Genomic DNA, 14,325 nt, shown 5'->3' on the forward strand with positions numbered 1-14,325 from the left:
TAATAAGAGAGGCGCTTCTTTTAAATTCTACAGAGATTTAGTACGTATATGATTATTTCGTTATCCGATTAATGACCTGTTCGCGTCTAGGACCCACGGAAATCGTAGTAATACGCGTGCCAATAGAGGTTTCAATAAAATCAATGTAAAGCTTAGCTTGTTCTGGCAGATCTTCGAAGTCGGTGATCTGAGAGATATCGCAGTTCCAGCCAGATAAATGCGTGAATATCGGTTTTGCAGAGTTCAGTTTATTCGTAGCCGGGAACTTGTCGGTGATCTCTCCATTTTCAAGCTCATAAGCCACACAAACTGGAATCTCATCCAAATAACCAAGCACGTCAAGATTAGTCAACACGACTTCAGTGGCACCCTGCATTTGGCAACCGTAACGAGTAGCTACAGCATCAAACCAGCCCATACGTCTAGGACGGCCAGTCGTAGCCCCGAATTCCCCGGCATCGCCACCTCTTGTACGAAGTTCATCCGCAACGGGCCCTTCTAATTCCGTAACAAAAGGTCCAGCGCCGACACAACTGGAATAGGCCTTGGTTACAGCGATGACATTCGTGATAGCTGCTGCAGGAAGACCGGCACCGACAGGTGCAAACCCGGCAAGTGTTGAAGAGGAGGTGGAGTAAGGATAAATACCGTGATCAGGATCACGCAGAGCCCCAAGCTGACCTTCAAGTAAGATAGTCTCTCCCTTGGCATAAGCCTCTTGCAGCAAGTCTGTTGTATTGGCTACATAAGGCACTAGCTGTGCAGCTTCTTCTTGCAGCTGAATCATTAATTCCGAGATTTGGATCGGCGCTTTCTTATATAAATGCTCAAGTAAGATATTTTTGGAAGCGAGTAATTGTTCAAGACGTTTCTCAAGTCGGGCGGTATCAAATAAATCCGCTACCTGTATGCCTAGCTTTGCATATTTATCTGCGTAAAATGGTGCGATTCCCCGTTTTGTTGAACCGAATCCTTGAGATCCCAGACGTTCCTCTTCTAGTTCATCAAACAAACGGTGGATTGGAAGCACGATTTGCGCCCGTTCGGATACGAATAATCTAGGCTTTGGCACACCTCTATCCGTTAAAGCTTTCAATTCTTTTATTAATACTTCTGTATCAAGTGCTGTTCCGGGTCCAATAATGTTTGTAACGGAAGGATAAAATACCCCAGATGGCAGCATATGCAATGAAAATTTTCCATATTGGTTTATGATGGTATGCCCAGCATTACTACCACCTTGAAAACGAACGACAAAGGAAGATTGTGCAGCTAGCACATCCGTCATTTTTCCTTTTCCTTCGTCGCCCCAGTTTGCTCCTACAATTGCAATTACGGTCACGCGTTTTCGCCTCCCAAGCTTGTTTTTGGCTACAGGACTAAGTATAATGCTAGTTAAATCATTAGAAAAATTGATATAAGTTATATCTATTATAAGGTGGAGTAATGACGTGGGGATGGACATTAATTTGGAGTGGTATCGCTCTTTTTATTGGGTAGCGAATACTGGGAGTTTAACTGCTGCGGCAGAACGACTCAATATTACACAACCGGCAGTAAGTCACACGATTAAACAATTGGAAGAAAAAATGGGCGGCCCGTTATTTTTTCGCACTTCTCGCGGGGTCGATCTAACAACAGAAGGAAAAGTACTGCTAAGCTTTATTGAGCAAGCCTTTCATCATGTAGACATGGGCGAAAGAGCGATCGCAGATATGAACAATCTGAACAGCGGCGAGATTCATATCGGAGCAAGTGATACCTTATGCAAATATTATCTGTTGCCTTATTTGGAGCAATTTCATGAACAATTTCCCAATATCCGCATTCATATTACGAATCGTACGACACCAGAAACACTTACGCTTTTAAAAGAAGGGAAAATTGATTTTGGTATCGTCAGCTTGCCGACATCTGATAAACAGATTGATTTTCGCAAAAGTACTCAGCTTCAAGATTGCCTGGTAGGGGGCAAAGGTTTTCGTCATTTGGCGGACAAGACCATGCCGCTTGCAGACATTCAGCAGTATCCGTTGTTATGCTTAGAAGCGGGTGGCAGCACCAGAAAGTATATGGATCAGTTTTTAGCTTCTAATTATCTGACAATTACACCTGAATTTGAACTGGGAAGTGTGGATTTGCTTGTTCAGTTTGCGAAACGTGGTTTTGGCCTTGCTTTTGTTATTCGTGATTACGTAACCGAAGAATTGAAAAAAGGTGAGCTTGTCGAGATTCCTCTGGACCCACCTTTGCCAGAACGTAACATAGGAATTGCTACCCTGCGTGGAGTTCCTCTTACAGCTGCTTCAAAGTCTTTTCTAACATTATTAGAGTAGAATCAGGAAAGAGCTATTAGAGCATACATAGTGAAGAGGAGGAAAGGTAATGAATCCTTTACTGGCTCGGCTGCGAAAGGGATACGGGAAAAAGCTTCGGGCGCTTCATACCTGGAATGGCTGGCTGGTTGTGTTGCTCACACTCACAGGACTTGTGCTTGTAGGTGGCTTCTGGCGTGGCTTCTTAGGGGAAGGCAGAGTATGGATCAAAGGGCTTCATATCGTGGTCGGTGTCGCTTCGATTATTCCGGTTATTTATTATTTGCTGCTGGCAGGGAAACATTGGAAACAACTGAAGGAACGGCCTTGGCAACGTTTTAATGTAATCGTTGTACTTTCATTGCTGCTCGGTTGGTTCGTTTCAGGAGTACTACTCTGGCAATTCCGCGTGGTGGGTCCACATGTATCGAACGTTGCTCTGGTCGTCCATGACTTATTGACCTGGATAGGCCTTCCTTATATTATTTATCATTCTTTGACTCGGGTAAAATGGCTTAAAGAACCGAGCCGGCGAGTAGTGAAAAGCGGCATTGAGACAGGTAGCCCTTCGAATCATCGGGAAACCCCGCAGCCGGTTTATACACGTAGAGCTTTCATACGCGGATCGATTGGTGTTGGGCTTGCGGTCACTATAGGTCCATCGTTTATAAAATGGCTCGGCAGTTCAATTGGAAATATCGGGGGCAGCGAAACAATTGATAAGCTGATCGAAAGTGATCGTAATCAGTTGTTGCCTGCACCCCAGCCACTGGCGGCATCCTCACCCCCTCTCGGAGGAGGGGCGCAAGGTCAATTCCGTGTTTATACAGTCACTCCGATTCCGGAGTTTACGAACAATAATTGGTCTTTTACGATAGATGGGCTTGTGGAGCAGAATTTCAAGTGGAACTGGGAACAGTTCGTAAAGCTGAACCGGACCGTTCAGGTGAGTGATTTTCACTGTGTGACAGGCTGGTCAGTCTATAAGAATACCTGGGAAGGAATCAAGCTAAAAGATCTTTTGAGTCAGGCCGGTGTGAAGCCCACAGCTAAGACTGTGAAATTCTATTCGGGTGATGGTGTATACACGGATACGCTCACATTGGAACAAGCCGACATGGATGATGTGCTGGTCGCGGTAATGCATGATGGAAAGCCGATTCCTAGCGATCTCGGCGGTCCTGTACGGTTAATCGTTCCGAAGATGTTCGCATACAAGTCTGTGAAGTGGCTGAATCGGATTGAGCTGATCGAAGGCGATCATACGGGATATTGGGAGCAACGCGGGTATTCAAATGATGCGTGGGTATAAAATAGGGATCGTTAACCTTAATGGGCTTATTGCCTGTTAAGGTTTTTTTGTTGATTAATTCCTTATTTTTTTAGCATATAGCAAATGAAGAGACGTAATAACAGAAATTGCTCCATACAATAGAAGTGACTGGATGCAGGAGGTGGTTGTGATGAACGGGTTTAGAGCCATAAAGCTGTTGGGACTTATTCTCGGTGTGGTACTACTGAACATTATCGTGTTGTCACCAGGTTTATTAGGGGTGGAAATCGGAGGAACCAGTGTATTTGAAATAGCTTTAGGTGTGACATTGTTGTTTGTTAGTCTACTTGTTGTTCTTTACGGAAGTTATATTTTATTGTTTAAACCTTCATCTATCCCTGCTGTGAAAACACTGAAATCTTATGAGGATTATATAGCCGCGCTTACTCAATACAAAAATGTCAAAGTGCTGAAAAAAGACATTGCGCTTGCTCTAGATCAGATATCCCGGATGGAAAAGAAGAGAAGTACCTTGTTAGATGTTTTAGGTCAGAGATTCGAATCCACTGAACTTAGCTTCAAAAAATTTAATGCAGTCAGTTATGAAGTAGCAAAGCTTTTTTACCTGAACATTCGAGGGATTCTGAATAAACTCAGTGTATTTGATGCCTCAGAGTTCACCCTTTTCTCCAGCCAGCATAGACCCTCGCAGTTCTCAGATAAACTGGTGCAAAAAAAGACAGCTTTGTACAATGAATATTTAGCCTACGTAACAGGGTATCTTGGGGCAAATGAAGAGATTCTGCTGAAGCTGGATAAGCTGCTGCTGGAAATATCGCTACTTGACAGTACAGATTATACAGATGTTGAAGAGATGCCTTGTATGAAGGAAATCGATGAGCTGATCAAGCAGACGAAATTCTATAAGCAATGAAGGGGAGATGTGTATGGCTAATAAAGGAAAAACAGTAGCAGTTTTAGGGACCATTACGGTGGTAGTTTTTGCTCTCGTGTATTTTGGAATCACCTTGACTTCTAATATAGGAAAAACCAAAACCCAGATTTCTTCCGAAGATGCGGGGAAGCAGCTTGAGAAGCTATATAAGAACATAAACGTGACCACTGCTGAGCAAATTAAAGGCCAGATTGACCTGGATCCTGTTGCGATTGGGGATTCATTACCAGATATCTCAAAGTTTCCTGTATCCGTAGACAATACAACAGATAGCTTTGTAGAGATATTCTCTTCTACAGAGAAATCAGGAACGGGTAATGATGGTTGGCTAAATGAAGTTGCCACAGATTTTAACAACTCTAATATTGAGGTGAACGGGATTCACGTTTCTGTGAAAATCCGTAATATTGCTTCAGGTACAGCGACAGATTACATAAGATCTGGGAAGTATGTGCCAGATGCCTTTACCCCATCAAATGAGTTGTGGGGCGAAATGGTAAAAGCAAACGGGATGAACACTCAGCTAATCACTAAACGCCTTGTAGGAAATGTAGCTGGTATTGTTACCAGTAAGGCGAAATATGATGAACTAATAGAGAAATACGGTTCTTTAAACGTTAAGACGGTTACAGACGCCATAGCAAATAATGAATTATCAATGGGCTATACCGACCCTTTTGCCAGTTCTACGGGTTTAAACTTTCTGGTAACAGCGCTTGGGACGTTTGGCGGTTCAGACTTACTTGGTGAGCAAGCGGTGCAGGGCTTTGAGAAATTCCAAGCAAATGTTCCCTTTATTGCCTCAACCACTTTACAGATGCGAGAGGCTGCAAAAACCGGTAAGCTTGATGCTTTTGTCTTAGAATACCAGATTTTTGTGAATGCAACAGATTTGAAAGGGGGGTATGTATTCACTCCTTTTGGTGTAAGACATGACAGCCCGCTTTATGCTTTGGGTGATCTTCCTCAGGAAAAACTCGATATTATTAAGAAGTTTGCTGAGTTTGTTGAACAGGATAAATACCAGGAGCTGGGTGAGAAAAAAGGCTTCAATGGTCTTAATGATTACCAATCAGAGCTTAGTACAGTGGATGGCAGTCTCATATCCTCAGCTCAGAAGCTGTGGAAAGAGAAGAAAAATGGCAATAAACCTATCGCCGCAGTATTTGTGGCAGATGTCTCAGGAAGTATGAACGGGGAACCTTTGAACCGCTTAAAGCAATCTTTATTAACAGGCCAGAAGTACTTGGGCAAGGATAACAGCATTGGTTTTGTCTCTTACTCTGATAACGTTACAATCAATCTTCCGATTGGAAAATATGACACGAACCAGCAGTCCATGTTTGTTGGTGCGATTGACAGTCTACAAGCAAATGGGGGGACGGCTACTTTTGACGGGATCGCGGTAGCCATCCATATGCTTCAAACGGAATTACAGCTAAATCCGGATTTGAAGCCGTTGATCTTTGTATTAAGTGATGGAGAGACCAATGAAGGGCATTCCTTGAATGATATCAGAGGTCTTATTGAGACCTACAAAATCCCGATTTACACGATTGGCTACAATGCGAATATCAAGGCGCTTGAGAGTATTTCGAGTATAAATGAAGCGGCCAACATCAATGCAGATACAGATGATGTAGTCTATAAAATCGGCAACCTGCTCAATGTTCAAATGTAAGCTATTTTTTATAGGAGGGGTTCTATGTCGTTTACTATGGAAGTCGTAAGTCAGGAAAAGCTGAAATCAGTAATTGAAGAGCAGGTCAAACCTGAGCCTGAGGAAGTATCACAACTGAAAACACTGGCAGTAAACAATGTCTCCTCCATTCTGGATCTGAATTTAGAGTCACTGGATAAGCGGAAAGCGGTGCTGCAATCCATTGATAGCTTCGGTTTGGAAACGATGAGATCCTCTTCGGACAAAAACTCCCTGTTGCAGGTTTCAGTGGGGAATTTATCAAAGACAGGGGATGAAGGCGGCCAAGTAGCAAAAGGTTTGACGGAGCTTAATCTCCAGCTGAAGGATTTGGATCCCAGTGCAGTAGATTTTGCCAAGACGGGTTTTCTTGGGAAGTTCTTTAATCCATTACGTAGTTATTTTGCTAAATATCAAAAGGCGGATGCTGTCATTTCAGATATTATAATTTCTTTAGACAAGGGTAAGACCGTTTTGAAGAACGATAATACTACGCTGGAATTTGAGCAACAGGCACTTCGGGAACTTACAAAAAAGCTACAAAAAGAAATTCAGCTCGGCATGCTGATGGATCAGGAGATAGAGACGCAACTGGAAGCCGCTAAGCTGCGTGATGAGGATGAGGAGAAAGTTCGGTTCATTACAGAAGAAGTGCTTTTTCCGTTGCGGCAGCGTGTCATGGATTTGCAACAGATGCTTGTAGTGAATCAACAAGGAATTATGGCCATAGAAGTGGTTATTCGAAATAATAAAGAGCTGATCAGAGGGGTGGACAGAGCTAGAAATGTTACCGTATCTGCCTTGAAAATATCGGTTACGGTAGCTAGTGCGCTGTATAATCAACGAATTGTTTTGAAAAAGATCGAACTTTTAAATCAAACCACCGATAGCCTGATCAGCGGTACCTCAAAAATGTTGAAAAACCAAGGGGCGGAAATCCATAAACAGTCGTTAGAATCAAGTATTTCAGTGGATACATTAAAGCAAGCTTTTACAGATGTGCTATCCGCTCTCGATTCCATCAGTACTTATAAGCAGGAAGCTCTCCCCAAAATGCGTGAAACCATTAATCAGTTCAGAGAGCTGGCAAATAATGGCGAACAGCAGATTGTGCGGCTGGAAAAGGGAAATAAGTTGGGGTTGTAGCCTAGCAAAATCATAAATCTGGTTAATTATGCGCTTCGAAGCAACAAATCCTAGCCTTTAGTCTGGTATGACTCCAGCCCCAAGACTGTTTTGAGCCTTCTTTTTCCCACGTATAATGAGATTAATTGAAAAACGTGAGAGAAAGGACAATAGAAATGAATGATAAGTTATACACTATGCCGATGGGAGCTCTTGATTCCATGCATATTCCAGCAGAATCACAACCCCAATCTAAAACGCGCAAACGTGGAGCAAGTCCAAAGACATATCGGAGTATTTTATACTTCTTAATCTCTTTGCCGCTTACGATTGTATATTTCGTGTTTATGGTGACAGGGCTGACGTTATCCATTGCGTTAACCCCAATATTTATCGGAATTCCTTTGTTTTTTGCAGTAGCTAAGGGATTGGATTACATCGTACAATTTGAGCAAGAGCTGGTCAGATCATTGTTAGATATTCCTAGACCTAGTGAAGAGACCAGATCGGATATGCAGCTAGAGGGAGCGGGCTTCCTGCAACGAATGAAGTTAGGTTTTCATGGAGCGAAGTTTGCCCGTAACGTTATGCTGATTATGGGTCGATTCGTATCCAGTATTATTTTCTTTTCAATAACAGTAACTGTAGTAGCGGCTGCACTGGGCCTGATTACACTACCTGTGCTGCACCAGATTTTCTTGCAAACCATGGATTTGAACATTTTAGAGAATAGTGTGTTTGCTTTGTTCCAGATCGACTGGACATTATCCCAACAATATATCTCCTATGTAGTAGCTGGATTTGTTGTTGCCTTGTTAGCAAGTTGGGTAATTCGTATGCTTATGGATGTGCAACGTAGAATGCTGTTCGTATCCTACGAGGAAAGACAACAGTACTAATTGGAAAGAAGTGATTGTCTCAAAAACAACCCCTTCTGAATCTGAATAAAACACCAGACAATGATCCTTCAGTTCGTGAAGAATCATTGTCTGGTGTTTTTGGTCTGCGGGGAGGTTTGCTTTTGCAAATGATGAGCTAGTGGAAGCTGACTGATTGCTTCTTTGATTTTTTTGGTGTCGGATGTTGAAGGAATCTGCGAAATAGCTGTACTTTGTGCAGTTATTTCGAGAGCCCAAAGAATAATCCTGACTTTAACTGTACTTTATACAACTAAAAACTAGAGAATCTACTTATAAGGGAGTAATTTCAGAAAATAACTGCACGAAATACACTTATATCCAGTGATCGAGCCTTCTGTTTGATTATAGTTGTATGAAATACAATTAAACTTGAGCGCTTTATAACGCTCCCCAACTTGTGAAAAAATGTTCATAATCCCATATAAATCCTGTATAATAAGAGTTGTGAAAACGTTTGAACAAAAATCAGGAGGGGTTCTATGCATTCAAATGGATTATTTAGATGGAGCTTTTTGGGGTTTGCAGTATTAGTTTTGTTAGCGCTTTCGGGATGTTCCAGTAACGAAAATGTAAATGAAAAAGTTGCTACATCACCAACCCCCAATCCAACGATAAGCAATACTTCTAATGCATCGGAGAACCCAACCAATGTGGGGGCGGCAAAAGGTACTGTGTACATAGAAAATATAGGTGAGCGGAGAATATTTGTTTATTTACCTGCAGGGTATGAAGCTGACAGTGAGCGTTATCCTGTTGTGTATATGCACGATGGGCAGAATATTTTCAATACAAATACCAGCTCTTTAGGCAAAGAATGGAGAGTTGAGGAGATCATTGATCAGCTCGTTGCTGATGGAACCATGGAGAAGGTTATCGTGATAGGAGTCGCTTCAAGTGATGGATCAGAACGGGGAATGGAGTATGTTCCATTTCCGGATGAGTCTATTCCTTCGGATGGAGCGAGTGCAGCCGAATTTACCCAATATTTTATCAATACAGTTATTCCCTATGTTGATGGTGCTTACCGGACCATTCCCGATCGGGATCACCGGATGATAATGGGATCGTCATTCGGTGCTATTCAGGCTTTATGGATGGGGTATCAGCACCCGGAGACCTTCTCAGCGATAGGGGCTTTATCCCCTGCCACTTGGGTAAGCAATGGACGTATATTGGATGAGTTGGCGAAAGAGTCCGGGAAGCCTGCATTGAAGATTTGGCTCGACATGGGCGTAACCGAAGGAATGCCAATTGATCCGCTTGTGACTGTACTAAAGTCGAAGGGATTTGTATTAGGGAAGGATCTATTCTTTCAGATGGACCCTTTGGGTACACATGAAGAGAAGTCATGGAATAGACGTGTACATAGTCCATTGATTATGTTCGCCGGGAAAGAGGCTGGACAAACGATCAAGCATGAAGTAAGTGACTATCTGACATTAATCGGACCAGAAGCTATCGATATACGTCTTAATTTACTAGTCACTATGGATAACGGGATGGATTTTACAATCCTTGACGGAGTTGAATATCAAGTGTTGAATCCTGAAGTAGGGCAGGTAGACAAGGCAGGTAAGGTGAGCTTCCTGAAGCCGGAATCCTTGAAAGTAAATGTTTCATTTCAAGGTGTTACTGAAGAGCATTTGGTTAACTATGAGCATTATGTAAAGGTATTTAAAGTTTATGTGAAATCTCTTGATGTTGACGAGCATGGGGATGAGTTCTCCATTAACCTGAAGCTTTCTGCTCGGAAATTAAATTCAACTCCTGAGTATATCTCAGCGTTAGTGAGCGCTGCTGAAAAAATCGGTATATATACAATTAAGGAGATTCAGGAGGATTCCATAAGTATAATCTTTAATACGAAGTAGTCATAGAAATTAAAATTCAACTGAGATTATGCTCCTTTTTTGAATTTACTATGATCGTAACTAAGGGGAAATGATCCCCTGGCTGATAATCAGGGAATTCCTCCCTGATTCTTTAAACTAAAGAAGCTGAGTCAATAAGTAGCGGTTCCAACTTATTGACTCAGCTGTTTTTTATCGCAAAATATATCCCCCATCCGGAAATAAAGTACTTCCTGTTGTATAGCTATTGGTCATCAAATAAATCGTTGTATGTGCTGCTTCGTCGGCATGACCAACCCTGCCAAGGATATTGATATTCGTATATTCGTCGTAAGCCTTGTCTCTAGTTTCCTGTTCTGCGCCTTCCCAATTAAAGTTGGTATGAATGGTTCCAGGGGAGATGACATTTACCCGAATCGGAGCCAATTCTACTGCTAATGCTTTTCCCAGACTTTCAATCGCGCCGTTACAAGCTGCATAGGAGGCACCGTCTGCAAGTGGACGTTGGCTGAATGCGCCGGACATAAGAACAATGGAGCCTGTAGGGTTGATAAAAGGGATGGCATGCTTTACAGCATTATATTGCGGCCAGAACTTTGCATTAAAGCAACTGTGTGCAATCTCCAAGCTAGAAGTAATCGGTCCTCTAACATAGGAGGCTCCCGGAGTGAACAAATGGTCAAAAACGCCGATTTTTTCAAAGAAATCCTTCAAGTCCTGTTCATTTTGATTATCTAGTGAATGAATTTCAACAGAATCGAATCCCAGAAGCTGTTGAGCTTTCTCTAATTTATCTTGTGATCGCCCAGCGATTATGACAGCTGCACCTTGTTCTACCGCTTGTTTGGCAGTTGCAAGCCCTATTCCGGAGCTTCCTCCAATAATGACGATGCGCTGGTTTTTTAATGAAATAGTGGACATATTTATCTTCTCCGTTCATAGTTAATTGGACTTATTAAGTTCTGTTTTTTATTATTAGCTATAAAATATAACCTGCACAGTACGCACTTTTTTCGTACTAGGTACGATTTTTCGTACTAGCTGGTTCGAACATACAGTTATATAACTATCGAAAGAGGGGATCGCATGGATTTGCTGGAGCCGAGATTAACCGGGGTTCTTACAACACTTGAAAAGATCGGTGGAAAGTGGAAGCCGCTCATTTTATTTATTTTATTGATAGATGGCACAAAACGATTTGGTGAACTTAGACGGATTATCCCAGATGTCTCCCAAGGTACGTTAGCTAAACAATTACGAGAGCTTGAAGAGGATCAGCTTATCGACCGGGTGAGTTATCATGAGCTTCCTTTGAGGGTGGAATATAGTATTTCAGAACATGGCAAATCGCTAATTACAGTTTTGGATAGCATGTGTGGCTGGGGTAGGATGCATAAAGAATATTTGAATAATACAAAGAAGTAGAGGGGGTGCATTATTATTCATACTATTTTGCAGGAGCCAACGGGTCAGACCTACAAGACGCTGGTACAGGTAGCTATGGAAGTATGTGATGAATTTATTCTAGTAAAACGTGATCAGATGGAGTTAGAACCAGTAGGTTATGAATTGCTTGAACAGCTGCAACCTTTTCTCAAAAAGGTCATAAAAGATGACTATTGGCCGGGGACTCGGCTTATGGGGCATTATGCAGATGTTTATTTTTTTGATTGTTCGCCTGAAGCCGTCAATATTCTTTTATCCTATTCCACCAGCTTGTACTCGTGGGTACAGACCAGGCTGCCTGATGATCTTTGTTTTCTAAAACAGGGACAACCGTGGCTAATCAATACAGCCCATGAGAGAGAAAGCAATTTGCTCACTGATGTGGATGAGGAACTTAATAGACTAGAGGCGTGCGGATTGTTGTTCCGTGACTTATCTGAGTTTTATAACGCTGATTAAAAAAAATGGACTCATATTTATAGTGCAGAAGAACCCGCAGTTGGTGCGGGTTCTTCTGCATGTTCACTAATAATTCAACGCATCTGTTAAATTACAAGATTTCATATAATCAAAGAAAAGTATTGATAATTATTCTCATATGATTTAATATGATAACGATTCTCATTATCATTAATTTAGTTTGAAGAATGATAAATAAAATATAGATGGGGAGATTGATTATGAATCAGAAAAAATATTTATTAGCTGGGGTATCAGCAGTATTAGCTTTGAGTTTGGCAGCTTGCGGTAACAATGAAAAGGATAAGACAGCTTCAGAAAAAAGCACAAATAATGCTGCAGTAGCAGCAGAAGGAACTGCAAATAACAAAGGAAATGCGGCTCAGGAGGCTGTTGCCACTGAACAAACCGTTACATATTTGGGCAAGGATTATGTCGTGCCTGCAAAGATTAATAATATTGTAGCAGCAAGTCTCGAATCTATGGAAGATGCTGCCATACTGGGAGTGAAACCTGTAGGTGTACTTGCAATAGCTGATGCTATTCCAGGTTATCTGTCAACTGACCTAGCGGGTGCATCCTTAGTGGGGGATAAATTTGCTCCAAGTAATGAAGCGATTCTGCAACTGGATCCAGATGTTATCTTAGGGTCTTCCAAGTTTGGGGAAGATGTGGCCGGCGCACTTAATAAAATTCAAACGATGATTCCTTATTCACATATTTCAACAAACTGGAAAGATAACTTGCTCTTATTAGGCCAATTATCCGGTAAGACCACAGATGCAGAAAAAATTATTAGTGATTATGAATCTAAAGCTGCGGGTGCAAAGGCTGAAATTGGAGAAAAGCTGAAAGATCAATCCATTCTAGTCATTCGTATTCGTCAGGGCAGTATGTGTGTGTATCCTGCTGGCGTTTATTTGAATCCGGTTATTTATGAAGATCTGGGTGCTGCCATTCCTGAGGTGATCTCCTCTACAGAGGCACAAGCAGAGCTTTCATTAGAAGCTTTGGCGGATATTAATCCGGACTATATTTTCTTGCAGTTTGAGACTAGTGAGAATACTGATAATGCAACAGCACTTGATGATTTGCTCAAGAATCCGATCTTCAAAAGCGTAACTGCTGTCAAAAATAATCATGTGTTTGTAAATGCAATTGATCCGTTGGCACAAGGTGGAACGGCTTGGTCTAAAGTAAGATTCCTGGATGCGGCAATTGAAAACCTGTTGAAGTAAAACCGAAGGTGCGATGAATAAGATGAATACAAAAAATTGGAAAGTTATATTGATCCTATCAACTTCTCCATTATTCATCGTATTAGCAATTGTTGTATCCGTCTTATATGGTGTTAAAGATATTGGAATATTGACAATATGGCAGGCGATTACACACTTCGATGCTAATAATGTGGACCACAACATTATTATGACATCTAGATTTCCGCGTGTAATCGCCGCTTTATTAGTTGGAGCGGCTCTGGCTGTTTCAGGGGCGTTAATGCAGGGGGTTACACGTAACTATCTTGCATCACCATCGATTATGGGAGTAAATGACGGATCGGCATTTGTTATTACGTTGGCTATGGTGTTTTATCCGGGATTATCGAATGTTCAGATGATTATTTTATCTATGGTGGGTTCAGCCATCGGAGCAGGTTTGGTTTTCGGATTTGGTTCATTGGTTAAAAACGGTTTATCACCAGTCAGGTTAGCTATTATTGGGACTGTAATTGGTACTTTTTTAAGTAGTATCGCCTCAGCAGTAGCGATGTTTTTTCAAGTCTCACAAAATGTTAGCGTTTGGTATAGCTCGAAAATACATACCGTTAATCCAGATATGCTAATATTATCAGTTCCTTTTATAATCGTTGGACTGCTCTTGGCGGTTAGTATTTCTAAGTCAGTAATGGTTGCTTCCCTGGGGGATGAAACCGCGATTAGTTTGGGTCAACGAACAAAATGGGTGAAAATTGTCAGTATTATATCTGTTATATGTCTGACCGGGACAGCAGTAGCTTTAGTCGGCAAGATAGCCTTTGTGGGTCTAATCATTCCTCATATTACACGTTTTATCGTAGGTATAGACTATCGCTTTATCATTCCTTGCTCAGCGGTGATTGGAGCTGTTTTTTTAGCGTTTTGCGATGTCTTAAGCCGTTATATTAACTTTCCGTTTGAGACGCCAATTGGTGTTGTAACAGCCTTTATTGGCATCCCGTTCTTCCTTTATTTAATTCGGGTTAAAGGGGGAGAGCAGCGTGGATAGAAGTAAAATACAGTT

The 14,325-nt window shown here is 41.7% G+C and carries 14 protein-coding genes; 12 read left to right on the plus strand and 2 right to left on the minus strand.

The features are described from left to right. Positions 1–52: 52 nt before the first annotated feature. Entirely contained in the window at positions 53–1,342 is a 1,290-nt protein-coding gene (locus NSQ55_RS12940) for an adenylosuccinate synthase (protein ID WP_076189928.1), read from the minus strand. 115 nt (positions 1,343–1,457) lie between these two features. Here NSQ55_RS12940 and NSQ55_RS12945 point away from each other — a divergent pair, with 115 nt between their 5' ends. The 8 genes from NSQ55_RS12945 (at position 1,458) to NSQ55_RS12980 (ending at position 10,158) form a co-directional block, all read left to right on the plus strand. Then, a complete protein-coding gene (locus NSQ55_RS12945) occupies positions 1,458–2,336 on the plus strand; it encodes a LysR family transcriptional regulator (protein WP_339174505.1) in 879 nt (292 codons plus the stop codon). A gap of 49 nt (positions 2,337–2,385) precedes the next feature. Continuing rightward, entirely contained in the window at positions 2,386–3,627 is a 1,242-nt protein-coding gene (locus NSQ55_RS12950) for a molybdopterin-dependent oxidoreductase (protein ID WP_339173746.1), read from the plus strand. A gap of 151 nt (positions 3,628–3,778) precedes the next feature. Continuing rightward, complete coding sequence (locus NSQ55_RS12955) at positions 3,779–4,522, plus strand: hypothetical protein (RefSeq protein ID WP_339173748.1); 744 nt, start codon at positions 3,779–3,781, stop codon at positions 4,520–4,522. 13 nt (positions 4,523–4,535) lie between these two features. Continuing rightward, positions 4,536–6,224: a VWA domain-containing protein gene (locus NSQ55_RS12960; RefSeq protein WP_339173750.1), complete on the plus strand. Its 1,689-nt coding sequence runs from the start codon at positions 4,536–4,538 to the stop codon at positions 6,222–6,224. A 24-nt stretch (positions 6,225–6,248) separates the two neighbouring features. Continuing rightward, positions 6,249–7,388 carry a toxic anion resistance protein gene (locus tag NSQ55_RS12965; RefSeq protein ID WP_339173753.1) on the plus strand — a complete coding sequence of 380 codons (1,140 nt, stop codon included), beginning with the start codon at positions 6,249–6,251 and terminating at the stop codon, positions 7,386–7,388. A gap of 155 nt (positions 7,389–7,543) precedes the next feature. Further along, positions 7,544–8,266 carry a sensor domain-containing protein gene (locus tag NSQ55_RS12970; protein ID WP_076280779.1) on the plus strand — a complete coding sequence of 241 codons (723 nt, stop codon included), beginning with the start codon at positions 7,544–7,546 and terminating at the stop codon, positions 8,264–8,266. A gap of 14 nt (positions 8,267–8,280) precedes the next feature. Further along, the gene (locus tag NSQ55_RS12975) at positions 8,281–8,406 is read left to right on the plus strand and encodes a hypothetical protein (RefSeq protein ID WP_339173757.1); all 126 of its coding nucleotides are present in this window, start codon (positions 8,281–8,283) and stop codon (positions 8,404–8,406) included. Between the two features lie 360 nt (positions 8,407–8,766). Next, positions 8,767–10,158, plus strand: coding sequence for an alpha/beta hydrolase-fold protein (locus tag NSQ55_RS12980; protein WP_339173760.1), 1,392 nt, complete (start codon positions 8,767–8,769; stop codon positions 10,156–10,158). Between the two features lie 171 nt (positions 10,159–10,329). Here the strand turns inward: NSQ55_RS12980 and NSQ55_RS12985 are convergent, their stop codons facing one another. After that, complete coding sequence (locus tag NSQ55_RS12985; protein WP_076279085.1) at positions 10,330–11,058, minus strand: SDR family oxidoreductase; 729 nt, start codon at positions 11,056–11,058, stop codon at positions 10,330–10,332. A gap of 165 nt (positions 11,059–11,223) precedes the next feature. On the opposite strand from NSQ55_RS12985, the gene NSQ55_RS12990 reads away from it, so the two are divergent. The 4 genes from NSQ55_RS12990 (at position 11,224) to NSQ55_RS13005 (ending at position 14,310) form a co-directional block, all read left to right on the plus strand. Then, positions 11,224–11,562 (plus strand): winged helix-turn-helix transcriptional regulator, encoded by a 339-nt coding sequence (locus NSQ55_RS12990; protein ID WP_076135615.1) that lies wholly within the window; start codon positions 11,224–11,226, stop codon positions 11,560–11,562. 27 nt (positions 11,563–11,589) lie between these two features. Then, positions 11,590–12,042, plus strand: a complete 453-nt coding sequence (locus NSQ55_RS12995) for a hypothetical protein (protein WP_248548136.1) — start codon at positions 11,590–11,592, stop codon at positions 12,040–12,042. A gap of 221 nt (positions 12,043–12,263) precedes the next feature. Beyond that, a complete protein-coding gene (locus tag NSQ55_RS13000) occupies positions 12,264–13,280 on the plus strand; it encodes an ABC transporter substrate-binding protein (protein ID WP_076126035.1) in 1,017 nt (338 codons plus the stop codon). A 13-nt stretch (positions 13,281–13,293) separates the two neighbouring features. Next, positions 13,294–14,310: an iron ABC transporter permease gene (locus NSQ55_RS13005; protein WP_076135621.1), complete on the plus strand. Its 1,017-nt coding sequence runs from the start codon at positions 13,294–13,296 to the stop codon at positions 14,308–14,310. Positions 14,311–14,325 lie beyond the last annotated feature (15 nt).

The sequence above is a fragment of the Paenibacillus sp. FSL H7-0943 genome, assembly GCF_037963265.1.
Taxonomy (GTDB): Bacteria; Bacillota; Bacilli; order Paenibacillales; family Paenibacillaceae; genus Paenibacillus_AQ; species Paenibacillus_AQ odorifer.

Excerpts from the sequence above, each read along its gene's own strand:
- NSQ55_RS12990 (WP_076135615.1), top strand. The coding sequence starts at position 11,224 with ATGGATTTGCTGGAGCCGAGATTAACCGGGGTTCTTACAACACTTGAA.
- NSQ55_RS12985 (WP_076279085.1), bottom strand. The coding sequence starts at position 11,058 with ATGTCCACTATTTCATTAAAAAACCAGCGCATCGTCATTATTGGAGGA.
- NSQ55_RS12950 (WP_339173746.1), top strand. The coding sequence starts at position 2,386 with ATGAATCCTTTACTGGCTCGGCTGCGAAAGGGATACGGGAAAAAGCTT.
- NSQ55_RS12970 (WP_076280779.1), top strand. The coding sequence starts at position 7,544 with ATGAATGATAAGTTATACACTATGCCGATGGGAGCTCTTGATTCCATG.
- NSQ55_RS13000 (WP_076126035.1), top strand. The coding sequence starts at position 12,264 with ATGAATCAGAAAAAATATTTATTAGCTGGGGTATCAGCAGTATTAGCT.
- NSQ55_RS12965 (WP_339173753.1), top strand. The coding sequence starts at position 6,249 with ATGTCGTTTACTATGGAAGTCGTAAGTCAGGAAAAGCTGAAATCAGTA.
- NSQ55_RS12955 (WP_339173748.1), top strand. The coding sequence starts at position 3,779 with ATGAACGGGTTTAGAGCCATAAAGCTGTTGGGACTTATTCTCGGTGTG.
- NSQ55_RS13005 (WP_076135621.1), top strand. The coding sequence starts at position 13,294 with ATGAATAAGATGAATACAAAAAATTGGAAAGTTATATTGATCCTATCA.
- NSQ55_RS12945 (WP_339174505.1), top strand. The coding sequence starts at position 1,458 with ATGGACATTAATTTGGAGTGGTATCGCTCTTTTTATTGGGTAGCGAAT.
- NSQ55_RS12960 (WP_339173750.1), top strand. The coding sequence starts at position 4,536 with ATGGCTAATAAAGGAAAAACAGTAGCAGTTTTAGGGACCATTACGGTG.
- NSQ55_RS12980 (WP_339173760.1), top strand. The coding sequence starts at position 8,767 with ATGCATTCAAATGGATTATTTAGATGGAGCTTTTTGGGGTTTGCAGTA.